17 protein-coding genes, 1 tRNA gene and 5 pseudogenes are annotated in these 18,056 nt (G+C 37.7%); 10 read left to right on the top strand and 13 right to left on the bottom strand.

From position 1 onward, the window contains the following. Positions 1-8: 8 nt before the first annotated feature. A pseudogene (locus JCM19034_RS04155) lies at positions 9-941 on the bottom strand (fumarylacetoacetate hydrolase family protein); the annotation flags it as partial. A 255-nt stretch (positions 942-1,196) separates the two neighbouring features. Then, positions 1,197-1,804: pseudogene (locus tag JCM19034_RS04150) on the bottom strand (TetR/AcrR family transcriptional regulator). 150 nt (positions 1,805-1,954) lie between these two features. Here JCM19034_RS04150 and kynU point away from each other — a divergent pair. The 3 genes and pseudogenes from kynU (at position 1,955) to kynA (ending at position 4,716) form a co-directional block, all read left to right on the top strand. Next, positions 1,955-3,240, top strand: a pseudogene (kynU, locus tag JCM19034_RS04145) (kynureninase). After that, on the top strand, positions 3,240-3,869 hold the full coding sequence (gene kynB / locus JCM19034_RS04140) for an arylformamidase (protein ID WP_062047556.1): 630 nt from the start codon (positions 3,240-3,242) through the stop codon (positions 3,867-3,869). The pseudogene kynU and the gene kynB overlap by 1 nt, the downstream one beginning before the upstream one ends. Before the next feature lie 2 nt (positions 3,870-3,871). Beyond that, positions 3,872-4,716 (top strand): annotated as a pseudogene (gene kynA / locus JCM19034_RS04135) (tryptophan 2,3-dioxygenase). A 324-nt stretch (positions 4,717-5,040) separates the two neighbouring features. Here the strand turns inward: kynA and JCM19034_RS04130 are convergent. Next, positions 5,041-5,113: transfer RNA gene (locus tag JCM19034_RS04130), tRNA-Ala, on the bottom strand. A 62-nt stretch (positions 5,114-5,175) separates the two neighbouring features. Next, complete coding sequence (locus JCM19034_RS22170; protein WP_197276355.1) at positions 5,176-5,331, bottom strand: hypothetical protein; 156 nt, start codon at positions 5,329-5,331, stop codon at positions 5,176-5,178. 68 nt (positions 5,332-5,399) lie between these two features. Between JCM19034_RS22170 and JCM19034_RS04125 the strand changes: the two genes are divergently transcribed. Together JCM19034_RS04125 and JCM19034_RS04120 are read left to right on the top strand one after the other, a co-directional pair. Then, positions 5,400-6,323 carry a potassium channel family protein gene (locus JCM19034_RS04125; protein ID WP_062047554.1) on the top strand — a complete coding sequence of 308 codons (924 nt, stop codon included), beginning with the start codon at positions 5,400-5,402 and terminating at the stop codon, positions 6,321-6,323. A gap of 185 nt (positions 6,324-6,508) precedes the next feature. Then, the gene (locus JCM19034_RS04120) at positions 6,509-7,165 is read left to right on the top strand and encodes a TrkA family potassium uptake protein (protein WP_062047552.1); all 657 of its coding nucleotides are present in this window, start codon (positions 6,509-6,511) and stop codon (positions 7,163-7,165) included. A gap of 28 nt (positions 7,166-7,193) precedes the next feature. Here JCM19034_RS04120 and JCM19034_RS04115 read toward each other — a convergent pair whose 3' ends face one another. The 3 genes from JCM19034_RS04115 to JCM19034_RS04105 all read right to left on the bottom strand — a co-directional run bounded on the left by JCM19034_RS04115 (position 7,194) and on the right by JCM19034_RS04105 (position 10,429). Next, positions 7,194-7,616, bottom strand: a complete 423-nt coding sequence (locus JCM19034_RS04115; RefSeq protein WP_062047550.1) for a YugN-like family protein — start codon at positions 7,614-7,616, stop codon at positions 7,194-7,196. 164 nt (positions 7,617-7,780) lie between these two features. Then, on the bottom strand, positions 7,781-9,130 hold the full coding sequence (locus JCM19034_RS04110; RefSeq protein WP_062047547.1) for a glucose-6-phosphate isomerase: 1,350 nt from the start codon (positions 9,128-9,130) through the stop codon (positions 7,781-7,783). 135 nt (positions 9,131-9,265) lie between these two features. Further along, positions 9,266-10,429 (bottom strand): iron-containing alcohol dehydrogenase, encoded by a 1,164-nt coding sequence (locus JCM19034_RS04105; RefSeq protein ID WP_062047545.1) that lies wholly within the window; start codon positions 10,427-10,429, stop codon positions 9,266-9,268. A 161-nt stretch (positions 10,430-10,590) separates the two neighbouring features. Here JCM19034_RS04105 and JCM19034_RS04100 point away from each other — a divergent pair, with 161 nt between their 5' ends. Further along, positions 10,591-10,818: a DUF378 domain-containing protein gene (locus JCM19034_RS04100; protein ID WP_062047543.1), complete on the top strand. Its 228-nt coding sequence runs from the start codon at positions 10,591-10,593 to the stop codon at positions 10,816-10,818. Positions 10,819-11,418: 600 nt separating this feature from the next. On the opposite strand, the gene yugI is transcribed toward JCM19034_RS04100, so the two are convergent. From yugI to JCM19034_RS04080, 4 genes are all read right to left on the bottom strand, one after another. Then, positions 11,419-11,826 carry a S1 domain-containing post-transcriptional regulator GSP13 gene (yugI, locus tag JCM19034_RS04095; protein WP_062047542.1) on the bottom strand — a complete coding sequence of 136 codons (408 nt, stop codon included), beginning with the start codon at positions 11,824-11,826 and terminating at the stop codon, positions 11,419-11,421. A 110-nt stretch (positions 11,827-11,936) separates the two neighbouring features. Continuing rightward, positions 11,937-13,070 (bottom strand): DEAD/DEAH box helicase, encoded by a 1,134-nt coding sequence (locus tag JCM19034_RS04090; protein ID WP_062047540.1) that lies wholly within the window; start codon positions 13,068-13,070, stop codon positions 11,937-11,939. A gap of 125 nt (positions 13,071-13,195) precedes the next feature. Continuing rightward, positions 13,196-14,377 (bottom strand): aminotransferase, encoded by a 1,182-nt coding sequence (locus JCM19034_RS04085; RefSeq protein WP_062047538.1) that lies wholly within the window; start codon positions 14,375-14,377, stop codon positions 13,196-13,198. After that, positions 14,374-14,868: an Lrp/AsnC family transcriptional regulator gene (locus tag JCM19034_RS04080; RefSeq protein WP_062047536.1), complete on the bottom strand. Its 495-nt coding sequence runs from the start codon at positions 14,866-14,868 to the stop codon at positions 14,374-14,376. Before JCM19034_RS04080 ends, JCM19034_RS04085 begins: the two co-directional genes overlap by 4 nt. Positions 14,869-15,128: 260 nt before the next feature. On the opposite strand from JCM19034_RS04080, the gene JCM19034_RS22805 reads away from it, so the two are divergent. Further along, positions 15,129-15,347, top strand: a complete 219-nt coding sequence (locus JCM19034_RS22805) for a hypothetical protein (protein WP_231686802.1) — start codon at positions 15,129-15,131, stop codon at positions 15,345-15,347. Then, entirely contained in the window at positions 15,308-15,550 is a 243-nt protein-coding gene (locus JCM19034_RS22800; protein ID WP_304523996.1) for a cysteine hydrolase family protein, read from the top strand. The genes JCM19034_RS22805 and JCM19034_RS22800 overlap by 40 nt, the downstream gene beginning before the upstream one ends. Before the next feature lie 78 nt (positions 15,551-15,628). Here JCM19034_RS22800 and JCM19034_RS04070 read toward each other — a convergent pair. Continuing rightward, a pseudogene (locus JCM19034_RS04070) lies at positions 15,629-16,101 on the bottom strand (S-ribosylhomocysteine lyase). Between the two features lie 26 nt (positions 16,102-16,127). Next, positions 16,128-16,535, bottom strand: a complete 408-nt coding sequence (locus JCM19034_RS04065; RefSeq protein ID WP_156323867.1) for a hypothetical protein — start codon at positions 16,533-16,535, stop codon at positions 16,128-16,130. A gap of 148 nt (positions 16,536-16,683) precedes the next feature. Here JCM19034_RS04065 and JCM19034_RS04060 point away from each other — a divergent pair, with 148 nt between their 5' ends. Together JCM19034_RS04060 and JCM19034_RS04055 are read left to right on the top strand one after the other, a co-directional pair. Beyond that, a complete protein-coding gene (locus JCM19034_RS04060; RefSeq protein WP_062047531.1) occupies positions 16,684-17,514 on the top strand; it encodes a YihY/virulence factor BrkB family protein in 831 nt (276 codons plus the stop codon). 93 nt (positions 17,515-17,607) lie between these two features. Further along, a complete protein-coding gene (locus JCM19034_RS04055) occupies positions 17,608-17,880 on the top strand; it encodes an HU family DNA-binding protein (protein ID WP_062047530.1) in 273 nt (90 codons plus the stop codon). Positions 17,881-18,056 lie beyond the last annotated feature (176 nt).

Raw genomic sequence — 18,056 nt, 5'->3', positions numbered from 1 at the left:
TTTACTTTTTCTTTTTCTACAGCTTTAACTGTATTTATTAGCGTTCCTATTTTGTCAACGGTGATAGAAACAACATCACCATCTTGTAAGAATGTTGGTGGATCCATTGCAACCCCCACACCACCAGGCGTTCCTGTACAAATGACATCCCCAGGCTCTAGTTTCATAATTGACGATATATATTCAATTATACGAGGAACACTAAATACTAGATTACTAGTATTTGATCTCTGCCTCTCTTCACCATTTACTGTTAACGAAATTTCTAAACCAGAAGGATCAGGAATTTCATCCTTTGTAACAAGACATGGCCCCATAGGTAAAGTACCATCAGCTGACTTCCCCTGTAGCCATTGAAGTGTTCGCTTTTGTAAGTCTCGCAATGTGACATCATTCACAATTGTATAACCAGCAACATAATCTAAAGCCTCATCCAATGGTACATCCTTTGCCGTTTTGCCTATAACAACAGCAAACTCAGCTTCGTAATCTAACTTCTCTGTAATCGGCGACAATGGGATGTTATCTTTTGGCCCACTAACAGCATTGGCAAACTTCGCAAATAAAACAGGATACTTCGGAATTTCACGCTTCATTTCTAGTATGTGTTCCCGATAATTTTGACCAACACATATAATCTTATTTGGATTAGGTACAGGAGCACCAATTTTAACGCTTTCCTCAGAAAAGACAGCATTTGATGTGTCCTCTCTTTCAAGTACAAATGCAAGTGCCTCCTTTGCAGCATCCATTGCTTTCTCTCCACTTTTAAAAAATTCATTTACCTGATCTGGAACAATAATTTTAGCTTTTTCAGAGGCCATTTCGTCACCAAGCGAAACTAACTTTTCTTCATAAGCTTTTTGTAAATCTATGATGTTGCTGTCTACTTGTGCAGCAAGGCGAAAGTCATCTCCATTTTGGTACTTTACTAACTTCATACCAGTATCCTCCTTTAAATTAACAAAAAATCAATATCTATATATATAACATAGTTCTCTTTATTGAAACAAAAAGAATATGTAATATTCCAGAGAAAGAACGGATAACCCTGATGCGAAAAAAAGTGGAATTACTTGTTCAAGTGAATCACCTGCATAGATTTCAAATGCAGACTAGCATATTCTAAAGCTATAGCAGAATTCTCATTGTGATCAAAAGATTGTAAATAAGAAAGCTCGAGCGTTCATTCGTTTCTAAATATATAACCCATCCATATACAAATCCGTCAGATGAGAAATCACATCATCCATCAAAAAGCGATCCTCACCCATAACATAGTTCCACATAAACATTTCGTTTGCGTAAAACCAGCCTCGAGACACTAAGCTCGGATTAAATGTCGGTGTGGCAAGGCCATTGTTTTGTGAGAACTGGATATCGATTGAAATCCTCTCAATAAAGCGTTCGCGAATATCATTCCATTTCATTTCGATTTCTGGAGAGCTACCTATCGCCTCCTTGACCACCTTCATCATCGCCGCTTCTTCTACCGCACACGTTAAAAATAAGCGGACTTGCTCCGAGATCAGCTGCCGGGCTTCTTCCTTCGTTTTAGGCTGATAGATGCGTTCAGCTACTTGATAGAACTTTCCCATCACTTCTTCCATTAGAATAATTAGAAGGTCATCTTTATTTTTAAAATAAACGTAGCTGTGCCATATCCAGTATTCGCCCGTTTAATAATTTGCGTTATCGTTGCTTTCTGAAAACCGTTTTCTAAAAATATCTCTTTTCCCGCTTCTAGAAGTTTTTCTCGCGTTTTAATTGCTTGGCGTTCTCTTGTTGTCAGTTCTTTTTCCAATTGTATACACTCCCATTCAAAACCTTATTACTCCCATTTTACAAGGTCTATTTCTGTTTTACAACGTATTGACATCATGTCATTGACACAATGTCAACGACCATATACAATTCAATTTAAGATGAGAAATATGATGGGGAGGAACACGATATGACAGAACGAGACAATATATACGCAAAAGCGTATGCACTGCAGCTTGATGATCAAGATGAACTTGCTCATTTCCGTGAAGAGTTTTACCTCAAAAAAAATAGCATTTACTTAGACGGTAATTCACTAGGTTTACTTTCAAAGCGGGCAGAAAAGTCAGTACTTAGCCTTTTAGACACATGGAAAAATTACGGTATTGATGGCTGGACTAAAGGAGAGAATCCTTGGTTTTATCTATCAGAAGAGCTTGGTCAAAGGATGGCTCCTCTTGTTGGCGGCAAACCAGAGGAAGTGATAGCAACCGGATCGACAACTGTTAACCTTCATCAACTAGTAAGCACCTTCTATCAACTAAAGGAACGAAAACGAAAAATATTAGCGGACGAATTGAACTTTCCAAGTGATATATATGCACTGCAAAGTCAGCTTCGACTAAAGGGGTTTGATCCAGCTGTGCATTTAGTTCAAGTAAAGAGTCGCGATGGTCATACATTGCTAGAAGACGACATTATTGAAGCAATGACTGAAGAGATTGCACTCATTGTTCTACCTGGTGTCTTGTATCGAAGCGGACAAATTTTAGATATGAAGCGATTGACGGTTGAAGCACATAAGCGTGGGATTGTCATTGGCTTTGATTTGTGTCACTCCATTGGCTCAATCCCTCATCAATTGAGTGCGTGGGATGTGGATTTTGCTTTTTGGTGTAATTACAAGCATTTGAATGGTGGTCCTGGCGGGGTCGGCGGTTTATTTGTAAACAATCGACATTTCGGCCAACACCCTGGTCTAGCTGGTTGGTTTAGTTCGAGCAAGGATACACAGTTTGACATGGATCATACCTTAACTCCAGCAAAGAATGCTGGTGCATTTCAAATAGGGACACCACATGTATTGAGCCTTGCTCCGATCATTGGTTCTCTGGAAATTTTTGAGGAAGCTGGAATAGAAAATATTCGCAAAAAATCACTCAAGCTCACGAAATATATGATGGACTTGATCAAACATGAGTTAGCTGATTTCGAGTTTACGTTTCAAAATCCACTTGAGGATGATAAGCGTGGTGGCCACCTTTATTTAGAGCACAAAGAAGCAGCGAGAATTTGCAAAGCTTTAAAGGCAGAAGGATCGTCCCTGATTTCCGTAATCCAAAGGGTATTCGCTTAGCACCGGTCGCTCTTTATAATACGTTTGAGGAAGTGTGGAACAGCGTGCAAATCCTTAAGACGATTATGACAGAAGAACGGTATCAACAATTTAAAAATGAACGTGAGGTAGTCGCCTAATGAATTGGATTGATATTTCACAACCTTTGGACAAAACACTAGCCCATTGGCCTGGTGATACCCCTTTTTCTTATAAAGTAACATATTCCAAGGAACAAACAGGCTCCGTTAATATCGGGCAAATGACGATGAGTCTCCATTCTGGTACTCATGTTGATGCACCGTTCCATTTCCTTAATGATGGAGAGAAGATTTTGGATTTAGAGCTGGATGTTTTTATCGGTAAAGCACGAGTGGTGGATCTTTCTTCATTTAACAAAATAGATGAATGTGCCCTTAGCCAGATCGATTTAGACGGGGTCATCCGTTTGCTAGTGAAAACGTCAGTTCCTAATCGACCTGATCGTTTTCCAAAAAGCATTCCATATGTAACAGCTGATGGTGCAGCTTATTTAAGTGAAAAAGGCATTCGGTTGATCGGGGTCGACGTTCCATCAGTTGATGAGCTTGATAGCAAGGAGTTAGAGGGGCATCATGCCTTATACCGTCACCAAATATACATTTTAGAAAATCTCATGCTCGATCGTGTTGCCGAAGGTGATTATGAGCTGATTGCCTTGCCTTTACCACTTAAGGATGCTGATGGAAGTCCTGTTCGTGCTGTGATTAGACCACTTAAGGAGGCGTAACCATGTCCGATTATCAAAATAAAGCAACGTCTAATGAAAAAGGGATTCATACTGATTTTAAAAGTAATATGACATACGGTGAATATTTACAATTAGATGGCTTACTCTCCAGTCAAGACCGTCTATCTGATCACCATGATGAGATGCTTTTTATCATCATTCATCAAGTGAGCGAGCTTTGGATGAAACTGATCTTACATGAAACTAACGCAGCGATTCATTCCATTCAAGCAGATGACTTGCCCACTTCATTTAAACGACTAGCCCGCGTCTCTAAAATTCAAGCACAAATTATCCAAGCATGGGATGTTCTTTCAACCTTGACTCCTTCGGAATACATGGAGTTCCGTGATTCACTAGGTCAAGCATCGGGCTTTCAGTCGTATCAATATCGTCTAATTGAATTTGCTCTCGGTTATAAAACAGGCCATATTTTAAAAATTTATGAAAAAGACGCCAAGCTTCATCAATTGCTTGAGAGAGAGTTTCATGCACCAAGCCTATATGACGTTTCACTTCAAGCACTTTCAAGAGCAGGACTGCCGATTAACCCCGACTTACTCAATCGTGATTTTTCAAAGCCATATGTAGCGGATGAGACTGTTCGTGATGCTTGGCTCACCGTCTACCGTCATACCGACCAATATTGGAATTTATACCAACTTGCAGAAAAGCTTGTGGATATTGAAGATTGGCTGCAGCAATGGCGCTTCCGGCACATGAAAACGGTCGAGCGTATTATCGGCTTTAAAGTGGGAACTGGTGGCTCATCAGGAGTAAATTACTTAAAAAGAGTATTAGATCAACGTTTTTCCCAGAATTATGGGATATACGCACAGAAATCTAAAACATAAAAACCTCTCCTTTGGCAAAATAAGCATAATAGGAGAGGCATTTTTATGCATAACTGTGCTAAATTAAAAGCTTGGATGGTGCAAAAGACTTTTTCACGAAAGTGTCTCAAGCTTAAAAGGTTTTTCAGTTTATTTATGTAGAGCAGCAGATTCAGGATCTAAAGGAAGATTGAAAATGGTGTGGAAATTCATAAGAGGATTTTGCTGAAACGTGGAATTTATGTGCTAAGGAAAAATGGTGGTGATAACTAATTTGTTCTTCTTGATCGATTCAGATATAGTCTATAGAAAATGATTATTCAAGGTTTTATTTTAAATGGAGCATAGCGGGCTCGAACCGCTGACCTCTTCGCTGCCAGCGAAGCGCTCTCCCAGCTGAGCTAATGCCCCACATTTTAGATAGACAAGATCAATTATAGAATGTTCCACCTCACCATGCAAGTATTTTCCTCCTAGAATAATAAATCTAGTATCCACCAGACAACTCCTGCAATTACACTAATCACTAGAGAACTAATGACCATTTCCTTCGTTACTTTTTTATGTTTAACAAGGTCAAAAACAAACCAACCGCAAAAAATGGCCAAACCAAAAATAACCGCTGACATGTTCATTCTCCCCCCTATCCCATTAATGTTATCAAAAAGACGATTGTTTCGCTACTAAAATGGCTATAATGACAAGGTATATAGGAGGAGAAGGTTATGTTCGAGCTAATAAAAAAATCATTCGTATACGCCGTACCATTATTTTTGCCTTTACAGGTGTTTTTTGTCTTATTAGTGCATTTATCATTTACGCAATAGAACCAGAAACCTTTCCAAATCCATTTATTGGCCTATGGTGGGTCATGACGACTGTTACAACGGTGGGTTATGGTGATTACGTTCCAAAGACGGTTTTGGGTCAAATCTTTGGAATTTTCCTTTATCTAAGTGGAATTGCCTTAATTGGTGTCATGATCGGAAAAATCGTAGACGGATTTAGTACCTATCAAAAAATGAAGGAGGAAGGAAAATTGAATTATAGAGGGAAGGATCACTTTATTATCATTGGATGGTCAAGCAAAACATATAAAACGATTGAAGAATTGTTAATGATAAAAAAAAGTGACCTTATTCTTATTGATACAAAACAAACAGCACCGCTCAGTCACCCTCGTATTCAATATATTCAGGGAGATCCAACCTCTCGTGAAACATTGGAACGTGCTAATATTTTACAAGCTGCATCTGTTTGTATTTTTGCATCTGACCCGATTCATAATAGCATTGAGGCAGATGGTAAAACATTACTAATTGCCTCTGCAATTGAAAATTATGCTAGCGAACGAAGTCATCCAATCTATACAATTGCAGAAGTATTAAATGAAAAGCATATTTCAAACTTCAAACATGCTAATGTTGATGAATATATATTATCCAATCAAGTCTTTTCCGATTTGATGGCACAATCGGCGATTTACAACGGCTCAACCAAATTATTCATGCAACTGCTCCACCGAAAACACGGTGATGATATTTGGGAAATTCGTAAGCGTCCTGAATGGATCGTATATGACGATGCTTTTACTTCTTTAAAAAGGTATGGGCTATACTAATTGCCGACCATGAAGATTTTAGCATTATTCGCCGGCTTCAAGATCCTATTCCTGCTGATGCAAAACTCTATATAATATGTGATGAGGCCACTTATCAAAAAATTAGTAGCTAACCATTGACGCATAAGAAAGAAAGGAGTACATTAAATCTTAGTTAATCAGAATTTATGTAAAGGGAGAAGAAAATGAGAAAACAGTTTGCCGTCATTGGGCTAGGGCGTTTTGGAAGTTCCGTTTGTCGAGAGCTATACCGAATGGGACATGAAGTGTTAGCCATTGATACAAATGAAGATAAAGTAAATGAATTTACGAACTTTTCAACACATGCAGTCATTGCCGATGCTACCGATGATCGAGTTTTAAAGAATCTTGGTATACGTAACTTTGAACATGTCGTTGTTGCAATAGGTGATAATATTCAATCAAGTATTTTATGTACACTATTGTTAAAAGAACATAATGTACCTCAAGTTTGGGTGAAAGCTCAAAACAATTACCACCATAAAGTATTGGAGAAAATTGGTGCTGACCAAATTATCCATCCTGAATACGACATGGGGATACGAATCGCTCAGCATTTAACTTCCGATAAAATTATTGACTATATTGAGCTTTCTGATGAATACAGTATTGTTGAATTTATTGCCACAGATAAAATTGCTGATCGTTCAATCATTGATCTTGATATTCGTGCAAAGTACGGCTGTACGATTTTAGCAATTAAACGTGGAGAAGAAATAAACGTTTCTCCCTACCCTAGTGATGTTATCTTAAAAAATGATGTCCTCATATTAATTGGACATAAAAATGATTTAAAGCGATTTGAAGACCACGGTCTTTAAAAGGCTCCCTTTAAAAGGATGCCTTTTTTTACGTTAATAACGTCATTTCCAACTCATCAATTAAACTTTTTGCAATTGGAAAATATTTAGAATCAATATCGCCATCTTTGTCAAACGGTTCAGAGAATTGATTAATCGCACTATTTAAATTTATAGTAATTAATCCGTTAAAAACATCGGGATTATCATCAAGACCTCCTTTATAGCGATGATTTAGAAGGTAAGGTTTTCCAAGTTGAACAGAAACCCCCCTCTGATCTAGCTCACCATCAACTGCAGTAAATGGCACTCTCAAAAATGTGTAGCCATTTTCATCGTCTATTTTATAATCAAAATTGCCGTGATCGTATTCCCAACCACCGCCTATTGAATAACCAAGCGGCTTTAATTTATCTTCTAACACTTTCAATTTAAAACGAGCACCTTCTACTGGAGATTCAATTGCCAGCATGCTGATCATCCCTTCAAATTATCTTATACATAGTGTATCCACGACAAATAAGAAAATTCATAAGCATGATTTCCAATAAAAGAATTCAATTTTAAAGTTCCACAATAACTCCTTTTTCATCATAATAAAAAAGCTGTCAGGGCTTAGCCCCAACAGCTACTTCATTACTTCAAACGAGCTTCTAGCTCAGCTTTTTCCTTTTCAAATCCTGGCTTGCCAAGAAGAGCAAACATGTTTTTCTTATATGCTTCTACTCCTGGTTGGTCAAACGGATTTACACCTAGTAAATAACCACTAATTCCGCACGCTTTTTCAAAGAAGTAGACAAGATAACCGAAATAGTATTCATTTAACTCAGGTACGTTCACAATTAAGTTTGGAACTCCGCCATCCGTATGAGCTAAAAGCGTTCCCTCAAATGCCTTTTTATTAACAAAGTCCATTGTTTGACCAGCTAAATAATTCAAGCCATCTAAGTCGCTATCAGCTTTTTCAATAACGACTTCTTCACGAGATTTTTCTACAGAAATGACCGTTTCAAAGAGATCACGACGCCCATCCTGTACATATTGTCCCATTGAATGAAGGTCTGTTGAGAAGTCAACCGATGCTGGGAAAATACCCTTACCATCCTTTCCTTCACTCTCACCATATAATTGTTTCCACCATTCTGACACAAAGTGAAGAGACGGCTCATAATTTACCATTAATTCAATCGTTTTTCCTTTATTGTATAAGACATTACGTACAGCTGCATACTGATATGATTGATTTTCAGCAAGATTTGGATTATTAAAATCTGCACTAGCATCTGCTGCACCTTGCATCATCTTCTCAATATCAATTCCACTAACGGCAATCGGTAATAGGCCAACTGCTGTTAAAACCGAATAACGACCACCTACATCATCTGGAACGACAAATGATTCGTAACCCTCTTCACTTGCCAACGTTTTAAGTGCTCCTTTTTCACGATCCGTAGTAGCATAAATACGCTTACGAGCTTCTTCTACACCGTATTTCTTTTCCAAATAATCACGGAAAATTCGGAATGCAATTGCCGGTTCAGTCGTCGTACCTGATTTAGAAATAACATTGACTGAAACATCTTTGCCTTCAATTAATGAAAGTAAATCCTTTAAATATGTTGAGCTAATATTTTGTCCGACAAAAAAGACTTGAGGGGTTTTACGCTCTTCCTTCGTTTGTAGGTTATAAAACGAATGCTGTAATCCTTCAATTGCTGCACGAGCACCTAAATAGGAACCGCCGATACCAATTACAAGAAGTACATCTGAATCTTGTTTTATCTTCTCTGCCGCTTTTTGAATACGAGAGAATTCCTCTTTGTCATATTCTTTTGGTAGATTAATCCAACCTAAATAATCGCTTCCTGCACCTGTCCCATTATGTAAAGCTTCATGTGCTGCTTTTACTGCATCTTGTAAGTAGTCAATTTCATGTTGATTAAAAAACGACAATGCTTTTGAGTAATCAAATTGTACTTTAGCCATTCATAAGCCTCCTCAATAGTTTCAATCACTATTCACTTTATCTGAACGTTAATAAAGAATCAAGAGCCTTTCTACTAAATTCCGATGAAAGTGGAGTTTTTTCATCGGAATTATAGTAAATATTACCTTTCGCCTCTATAACGCTTGCTTTAAAATGGTGATGACATCATCCTTTTCCAGCTTCTTGAAGTTCCCGAAAGCACCACGTTCTGCTGCATGGTCAGCCATTTTTTCTATTTGTCGGTCATCAATATCATAATCAGCTAACCGGTTAGGTGCCCCAAGTGAGGTCCAAAAATGAGATAGTTTTTCGATCCCTTCTAGAGCTATTTCTTTATCGGTTTTATTAGATGGGTCAACCCCCATCACATTTGTTGCTAATTGCACGTGACGTTCTATTTTTTCATCAAGAGCATAACGAAGCGTATGTGGGAATAAAATCGCCAACCCACCTGCATGAGGAATATCATATACAGCTGATACAGCATGCTCAATATTATGGGTAGCCCAATCACCACGAAGTCCCATTTGCGTAATACCGTTTAATGCCATCGTTCCACAATATAGAATCGTTTCACGATAGTCCTCATTCGATAAGTCTTTTAAAAGCTTTGGTGCTGTTTCCATAACTGTTACTAAAATCGATTCCATTATTCGGTCTTGTAACGGTGTATTGTCTGCCTTATGGAAATAAGCCTCGATGACATGACTCATCATATCAACAATTCCATAAACCGTTTGATCGAGCGGTACTGATAACGTATTTGCTGGATCTAATATTGAAAATGCTGGAAATGAATATTGACTGCTCCAACCGTGCTTTTCTTGTGTTTCCCAGTTCGTTATTACTGAACCGGCATTCATCTCAGAGCCAGTTGCTGCTAACGTTAAAATCGTTCCAAGCGGGAGTGCTCCAGTAGGCTGAATTTTCTTTTTAATCACATCCCAAATCTCACCTTCAAGCTTCGCTCCTACTGCGATTGCTTTTGAGGCATCAATCACACTTCCTCCACCTACGGCTAAAACGAAATCTAGCTGTTTCTCTTTACAAAGGTCAATTCCTTTTTGTACGGTTGATAACCTTGGATTTGGTTCTACGCCAGCTAATTCTGTCACTGTTACTCCAGCTTCCTGTAGTTCACGTATAACAAAATCATACAAGCCATTCTTTTTAATGCTACCTCCACCATAAACAAGTAAAATATTTTTACCGTAAGACGTTACTTGTTCAGCAAGCTGTTCATTCTGTCCTTTACCAAATATCAACTTAGTTGGATTGTGAAAAATAAATGGTTGCACAATTCATTCCTCCTTTTCGCGTCTATTATCGCTAAAAAGTACTGCTTTTGTAAACGATAATGACTTCTATTTGTATAATTTACTTAAAAGCTAGTTATTCTATACAGTAAGACATGACTGTATGGTTGTGTCCACTTTATCCATTAATGGAGGTGAATAATATGAGCGGTATTCAACGTACAGCCTTAACGTTAGCGATTATCGGAGCAATTAACTGGGGACTGATTGGGTTTTTCCGCTTCGATTTAGTCGCAGCAATCTTTGGCGGTCAAGCGGCTGCATTCTCTCGTGTCATTTATGCTATTGTCGGACTAGCTGGCTTATATTGTATCTCTATTCTATTCAAGCCCGATGAAGAGCTTCAACGTGTCCCTGAAACACAAAAGTAGGAGAATAAGCTTTTCTCCTTATGAGCATGAGCGGTGCACAGTAGGAATCAAATGGCATTTGTTATGCCTACAGCCTTTTTTATACTTGCACCGCTCTGCTTTACTCTAATTCAATAGTTACTCAATAACAGTCAATAAACTTGCAAATAGAATTATCGATATTTATTCAATAACAAGATTTATTCTCTAAGGTTTTAAGTCCAATTGCTTTTAAATACATTGATATTTTACTGATCTTGATGTTCTCAACTAGATGATAAACCACTTATACATAAAACACGATCATGTGAAAATTTCCCCATCCATTTAAACTTATACTTTATAACAGTGTATACAAACAACGGTATACATTAACCCTAATAAGAGTAAATAGATACACTAGCTAATAACGCTCTATAAAATTTTGCGCTTCTACAATTTAAGTATTTTCCAGTAAATTCATAATGGGAATATTTGTTTTTTCTAATACCCTTTTCTTATTTTTCATCAAATTTGCTTAAATATGATTCGATAAATAGAAAAAAACCCCACTTATAAAAGTGAGGTTCCTCCACAATCTGCAGGAGATCGAAAAACTGTATGATCTCCTTTTTCTATTCATTATTTCTTCGCACGTTTATTCAAATCAGCTTGAATTTCGTTTGATTGCTTTAACCACTCTTTTAGCTTATCTTCTAGAGTGTTGAAGCCTTGCTGCTGCTGAGGCTTTTGTTGTTGCGGTTTGCGATTGTTTTGTGGACGCGGCTTACTTGCTGGACGCTCAGGTGCTTCTTGTGTCGCACGGATCGAAAGCGAGATTTTACCAGAATCCTCCTCAACATTCATAATTTTAACTTTTACCTCATCTCCCACTTTAAGAACATCATTAATATCCTTAACGAAACCATGAGCAACTTCTGAGATATGAACTAAACCTTGCTTTTGTTCATCAAGGGCTACAAACGCTCCGAAAGGTTTAATACCTGTAACCTTTCCCTCGACGATACTTCCAACTTCATAATTTGACATACATATACATCTCCTAGATAATTTTTAACCTTTTAATTTTAACATAAGATGACTATTCAAGTAAAGGAGATCAATATATACTCTTTTCATCCATTTGCTGGATTATAACTTCATTTCCTTTTCAGTTGTCCGTGGGTGATGAAGACCTCTTCAAAGTTAATTTTTAAATCCCTTTTATACTTTTCAACTTTGTACTCATCCTTGCGGTCAAGTAACGTAATCACGGTTCCTTCTTTTCCCATTCTTCCTGTTCGACCTGCTCGATGAACGTACTGATCAGAAGTTGCAGCTACATCAAGTTGAATAATATGTGTGACATCTTCAATATCCAATCCTCTAGCGGCAATGTCCGTTGCGACGAGAAGCTCAATCTCACCATTACGTAACTGCTTTATCGCCTGTTCGCGTTCTTGCTTGTTATGATCTGATGATAGTGCTTTGATTTGTAGTCCTTTAAACACTAATTTTTCAGCTGTCTCGTGCAGTTTTTCTAATTGATTGACAAAAACAATTCCTCTTTTTATCTTTTCCGCATGCATCAGTTTTCTTGTCATATCGATTTTATCACGTTGGTCGACACGTATGAGGAAATGATTCACATTTTCCTCATCAACTAGTCCTCCTTCTGCCTCTAATTCAATAACAAATGGTGCTACCTTTTGCATTTGTTCTGTAATACCTTCTGGGATTGTTGCTGACACTGATAAAAATTGCGTATCACGTCCAGCACGTTTGGCAATCTCCATTGTTGCTTCCCATGATGGCTGCTCACCCATCATTCGATCTGCCTCATCAATAATAACAACTTGCAGGTCAGCTAGCTTCAGCTTTTTCATTTGAATAAGTTCGAGTAACCTTCCAGGTGTTCCAACAGCTAACTGTGGCTTTTGTTTTTTTAGCTTGTCAACTTGACGATTTATATTTGCTCCACCGATAAAAGAACTAATATGAATTGGCTCCTTTTCCGTTAGTTTTTTCGCCACATCGACGACTTGCATCGCGAGTTCTTGGGTGGGTGCTAGGATTAACACTTGTAAACGTTGGATTTGCTTGTCGATTTTCATTAATGCTGGTAGCAAATACGCAAGCGTTTTCCCCGTTCCTGTTTGTGAACGAGCAATAATACTTTGTCCTGCTATAGCCTCTGGAATCATTTTTTTCTGAATATCTGTTGGTTCCGTTATATTTAACTCTTTTAATGCTTCGATGTATGGTGCCTCTAATTGCATAAAACCAAAACTCATTTTATCCCTCTTTTCATCTTCTATACGACTTATTGTAACTCATACACAGCTGTTTCTTTCATGGGGAATTAAACAGCCTATTCTGATTAAAAGGCAAGAGCATGTGCCCTTGCCTTTTATAGGAATCATTTTAATCGTTGTAATAAAGAATCGATACGCTCAATCGACTGCTCTAAATGTTCCATTGAAGTAGCATAAGAGCATCGGATATGTCCCTCTCCACCTTCCCCAAATACTGAACCAGGCACGACAGCAACTCGCTCTTCTAGTAACAGCTTTTCAGCAAATTCTTCTGAAGATAATCCTGTATTCGTAATTTGTGGAAAAGCGTAAAAAGCTCCCTCCGGACGATGACATGTTAATCCAATTTCCGCAAAGGATTTAACGATGAAATTTCTTCTTTGCTTGTAAGACTGCTTCATTTTTTCCACTTCATCTAGCCCTTGGCGTAATGCCTCAAGTGCCCCATATTGTGCCATTGTTGGGGCACACATTAGACTATATTGATGGATTTTTAACATTGCTGCCAGCAAATCAGGTGGAGCTAAAACAAAGCCTAAACGCCATCCTGTCATAGCAAAAGCCTTCGAGAAACCTTGAATAAGAATGGTACGATCTTTCATACGTGGTAAAGCTGCAAAGCTAACATGCTTGTGATCATAAGTTAGCTCCGCGTAAATTTCGTCGGAGAAAACGATTAAGTCATGTTTCTCAATAACATCTACGAGCTCGTTTAACTCCTCTTTCGTTAACGTAGAACCCGTCGGATTATTCGGAAAACAAAGCATAATTGCCTTCGTCTTATCTGTGATCGCTTCTTCAATGGCTGCAGCAGTTACTTTAAAATCATTTTCAATCGATGTTCCGATTGAAACAGGAACTCCCCCTGCCATTTCAACGAGTGGGGCATAAGAAACGAAACTCGGTTCAACAACAATCACTTCATCGCCCTCATCCAGAATGGCTCTCATCCCAATATCTATCCCCTCACTTGCACCTACCGTAACGAGTACTTCTGTCTCGGGGTCATACTGAACAGAAAAGCGATTTTCCATGTAATAAGAAATTTCCTGACGTAATTCAATTAAGCCTGCATTCGCTGAATATGCTGTAAAACCTCGTTCTAACGATGAAATACTCGCTTCACGCGTATGCCATGGTGTGACAAAATCAGGCTCACCCACGCCAAGTGAAATAATATTATCCATTTTTGAAGCCAAATCAAAAAAACGACGAATGCCTGATGGCTTAATAGATTGAACACGTTTTGACAATCGACTGTTCTTTTTAGTTTGAGACGAAATCATGGTGTCACCACAATCCGACGATCTTCCTCACTTTGTTCAAAAACTACACCGTCATGTTTATATTTTTTCAGTTGGAAATGAGTTGTAGTCGAAATAACTGAATCAATTGTTGATAGCTTGTCAGACACAAATCGTGATGTCTCTTGCATCGTATTCCCTTCAATCACAACCGATAAATCATATGCTCCAGACATTAAATATACTGCCTTTACCTCAGGGAAACGATAAATCCGTTCTGCAACTTGATCAAAGCCAACACCACGTTGTGGAGTAACCTTCACATCTATTACAGCAGTTACCCCTTCACGCTGTTGGACCTTACTCCAGTCTATAACAGCTGAATAGCTTAAAATAACTTTCTCTTCTTCAAGCTTCTTTAATATGGACGCGGTTTCTTCTTCAGTAAGATCAACCATTTTAGCTAACGTTGAAACAGGAATACGTCCATTACTCTCAATAATGCGTAGAATTTCAATTCTTTTCTCGTCCATCTTGCTAGCACCTTCCTTTATAAAACATGTATGGATCTACGTATTTTGTTTATCATAACATATCAACCAGTTGATACGAATAGCTTTTTCTACCTAAATCCTAATTTTCTTTTTCCTATTATAGTACAGAAAGGAATGTTAATCGTGGAAAATAAAAGGAATACGGCACTTCTTATTATTGATATGATCAACGATTTTGAATTTACAAACGGCGATCAGCTCTTCTCTTTTGCAAAAGAAGCAGCTCATACGATTAAAGCATGAAAGAGCAGTTAAAAGCAGAACAAGTGCCGATTATTTATGTCAATGATCATTTTGGTAATTGGCAATCTGATTTCCAACAAATCATTTCACATTGTAGTGAACAGAGGGTAAGAGGCCACACAATTAGCAGATTACTACAACCAGACGATGATGACTATTTTATTTTAAAACCACAATTCTCTGGTTTTTTTACACGCCGCTCCAATTACTATTAGATCAATTAAACATTCAATCGCTAATCTTGACAGGTGTAGCTGCTGATATGTGTGTGCAATTTACAGCAAATGATGCATACATGCGTGGATACCAAATACATGTACCTTCTAATGCAGTTGCTGCCCAGACAGAAACGCGAAATGAGCATGCACTACAATTGATGAAGCATGTATTGAAGGCAGATGTTTCACCTTGGATATAAAAGCTTGTATAAAGTATAGAAATTATCCCTAAGTAAAATAGAAAAGGTGAATCTAATCAAATAGATTCACCTTTTTCTTTAAGCAAACACTTCTTTTAATGTCGCTTTATCATGTTTTAACCAATAGTTCATTAACTTTTTTGCTCCTTCTAAATCATGGAGCTTTGCTTGTCCACACTGTTTCTCCGTTGCTGCCGGTACTTCTGTTAGTTCGAGTGAATAGTTCATCGTCTCTTCTAAAATATCGATCAGCTCTTCAACAGTAGGTTTCCCGCTCATAATTAAATAAAACCCTGTTTGACAGCCCATCGGTGATAAATCAATAACCTCAAAGTGTTCGTATTTTTCTGCAAAACGACGGATATTCAATGCAAGTAAATGCTCCATTGTATGGATAACATCCGGCTTCATCGCTTGTTTATTAGGTTGAAAAAACGAATGTCAAATTTGTTTACTTCACCGTCTGTACCGACCGGAATTGTACCGCAAGGTCTAACAAAAGGTGCTTTAACAATTGTATGATCAAGTTCAAAACTTTCGACTGTTGGCATTTAAAGTCCTCCTCTTTGTAACCAAATTATTTAGGTGTTTTCCCGAAAACCTCATTATGAATATTATGTTTTTCCGAGAAATCCATTAGCTCCTCATCTAATCCATTAGGTTCGAAACGCTTTAGTTTTATACGAAATCCTTTTGTCGGATGAAGGATTACAACCGTACGTTTACCAAATTTAATAATAGTCATTTTTTTTATTTCATTGGCTTCAAGCTCTCTTGTTCCTATTACCTTTCCTACTATGAGTGTACGGTATAGACAACGGTTCTCGTTTATTTCAAACTCATACGTAATGGTTAGAAAGATTAGAAACAGGATAATACTAGCATATGCGATATATTGATAGCCATTATCTAAAACAGAGCCATACATTAGCGCCAATATAATCCAAGCGATCCATATAAATGGTGATTCTTTAGCTTTATACATGTTCATTTCCCTCCCCACCTACCTATTATACAGAAGTTTTGCGATAGAAAAAGAAGGGGATAAAAAAAAGGGTGTCTTTTTTTAGAATAATCATTAGATATCATTCTTAGTACCTTGTAGTGTATTTCATAAAGAAAGGGGATCAAAGTTGAAAAAATCGCATTTTACGTTTACACTGATTCATCGTCTAAAATCAGATCCAATTCTTGATTGGGCAGCAACGCTAGCCTATTATTTTATGCTTTCGATTTTTCCATTAATTATATTTATTTTAGCCCTTATCCCTTATTTTCAAATAGACATAGAAGGTTTACAGCATTTTATTGAAGATTTTGTACCTAATGAGTTAGCAGATATTTTGTTTACAACGATATTCGAAGTTGTCAGCGAACCGCAAGGAGGTCTACTCTCATTTGGGATTTTAGCTACCGTTTGGTCTGCCTCGAATGGAATTAACGCTCTCATTCGAGCCGTTAATCGTTCTTATACTGTGGAGGAAACCAGGGGCTTTTTACGACTTCGCTTCCTATCGATCGGATTAACCATTTCAATGATTATCGTTATCGTAATTGCTTTGCTTTTACCAGTGTTTGGTGATTTAATTATTACCACACTTGACCGCTTTTTCCTTTTGCCTGCTGAAACGACAGCTGTCTTAAAGATGTTACGATGGATAATCGGTATTACCTTAATGTCACTCATTCTTATGATCGTTTATCGGTTAGCACCCAATATGAAATTAACCTTTTCACAAGTCTTAATCGGTGCTTTTGTTGCGACTATTGGCTGGCAGCTGATCTCAATCGCTTTTTCTACTTATATTAGTCACTTCGGTCAATTTTCTGCTACGTATGGGAGCCTAGGTGGAGTAATTGTACTAATGCTCTGGTTTTTCTTAACTGGACTTATTCTCGTTATCGGTGGCCAAGTAAATGCCGTCCTCTACCACTTACATAAAGAAAAAAGCTATAAAAAGTGACGAATATTCCGTTTAAACGTATAAAACTTTTAAAATTGGTCATGATGGTAGCAGGAAATGGAATAATGATTGAAAATGAGGAGATGAAAAAAAATGAATAAAACTGAGTTAATTCAAGCTGTTGCTGAGCGTTCACAATTATCAAAAAAGGATTCAACTTCTGCTGTAAACGCTGTTTTTGATGTAATTTCCGAGACACTAGCTTCAGGTGAGGGCGTTCAATTAATCGGATTTGGTAACTTTGAAGTACGTGAGCGTGCCGCTCGAAAAGGACGTAATCCACAAACTGGTGAAGAAATTGATATTGCAGCTACAAAAACACCGGCATTTAAAGCTGGAAAACAATTAAAAGAAGCAGTTAAATAAAGAACTCTTTTGCGTTTGTTCTAATACTCGGAGCCATTATTCGTTGAATTGGTTCGTCTGCCATGATACTACCTACTTTGGATTATGAAACTTTCTCAACATGCCGTACTTTCTCTAACTAAGTTGAAAGTATTATTTGAGCATGATGTATGGTTCCGACGTTCTTCTTTCAAGTA

The organism is Bacillus sp. JCM 19034, assembly GCF_001310635.1.
Classification (GTDB): Bacteria; Bacillota; Bacilli; order Bacillales; family Bacillaceae_D; genus Halalkalibacter.
This window is presented reverse-complemented; position numbering and strand designations above follow the sequence as displayed.

Coding starts and splice junctions, on each gene's coding strand:
- kynB (WP_062047556.1), top strand. CDS start 3,240: ATGAATTGGATTGATATTTCACAACCTTTGGACAAAACACTAGCCCAT.
- JCM19034_RS22170 (WP_197276355.1), bottom strand. CDS start 5,331: ATGTCAGCGGTTATTTTTGGTTTGGCCATTTTTTGCGGTTGGTTTGTT.
- JCM19034_RS04125 (WP_062047554.1), top strand. CDS start 5,400: ATGACAAGGTATATAGGAGGAGAAGGTTATGTTCGAGCTAATAAAAAA.
- JCM19034_RS04120 (WP_062047552.1), top strand. CDS start 6,509: ATGAGAAAACAGTTTGCCGTCATTGGGCTAGGGCGTTTTGGAAGTTCC.
- JCM19034_RS04115 (WP_062047550.1), bottom strand. CDS start 7,616: ATGCTGGCAATTGAATCTCCAGTAGAAGGTGCTCGTTTTAAATTGAAA.
- JCM19034_RS04110 (WP_062047547.1), bottom strand. CDS start 9,130: ATGGCTAAAGTACAATTTGATTACTCAAAAGCATTGTCGTTTTTTAAT.
- JCM19034_RS04100 (WP_062047543.1), top strand. CDS start 10,591: ATGAGCGGTATTCAACGTACAGCCTTAACGTTAGCGATTATCGGAGCA.
- yugI (WP_062047542.1), bottom strand. CDS start 11,826: ATGTCAAATTATGAAGTTGGAAGTATCGTCGAGGGAAAGGTTACAGGT.
- JCM19034_RS04090 (WP_062047540.1), bottom strand. CDS start 13,070: ATGAGTTTTGGTTTTATGCAATTAGAGGCACCATACATCGAAGCATTA.
- JCM19034_RS04085 (WP_062047538.1), bottom strand. CDS start 14,377: ATGATTTCGTCTCAAACTAAAAAGAACAGTCGATTGTCAAAACGTGTT.
- JCM19034_RS04080 (WP_062047536.1), bottom strand. CDS start 14,868: ATGGACGAGAAAAGAATTGAAATTCTACGCATTATTGAGAGTAATGGA.
- JCM19034_RS22805 (WP_231686802.1), top strand. CDS start 15,129: ATGAAAGAGCAGTTAAAAGCAGAACAAGTGCCGATTATTTATGTCAAT.
- JCM19034_RS04065 (WP_156323867.1), bottom strand. CDS start 16,535: ATGTATAAAGCTAAAGAATCACCATTTATATGGATCGCTTGGATTATA.
- JCM19034_RS04055 (WP_062047530.1), top strand. CDS start 17,608: ATGAATAAAACTGAGTTAATTCAAGCTGTTGCTGAGCGTTCACAATTA.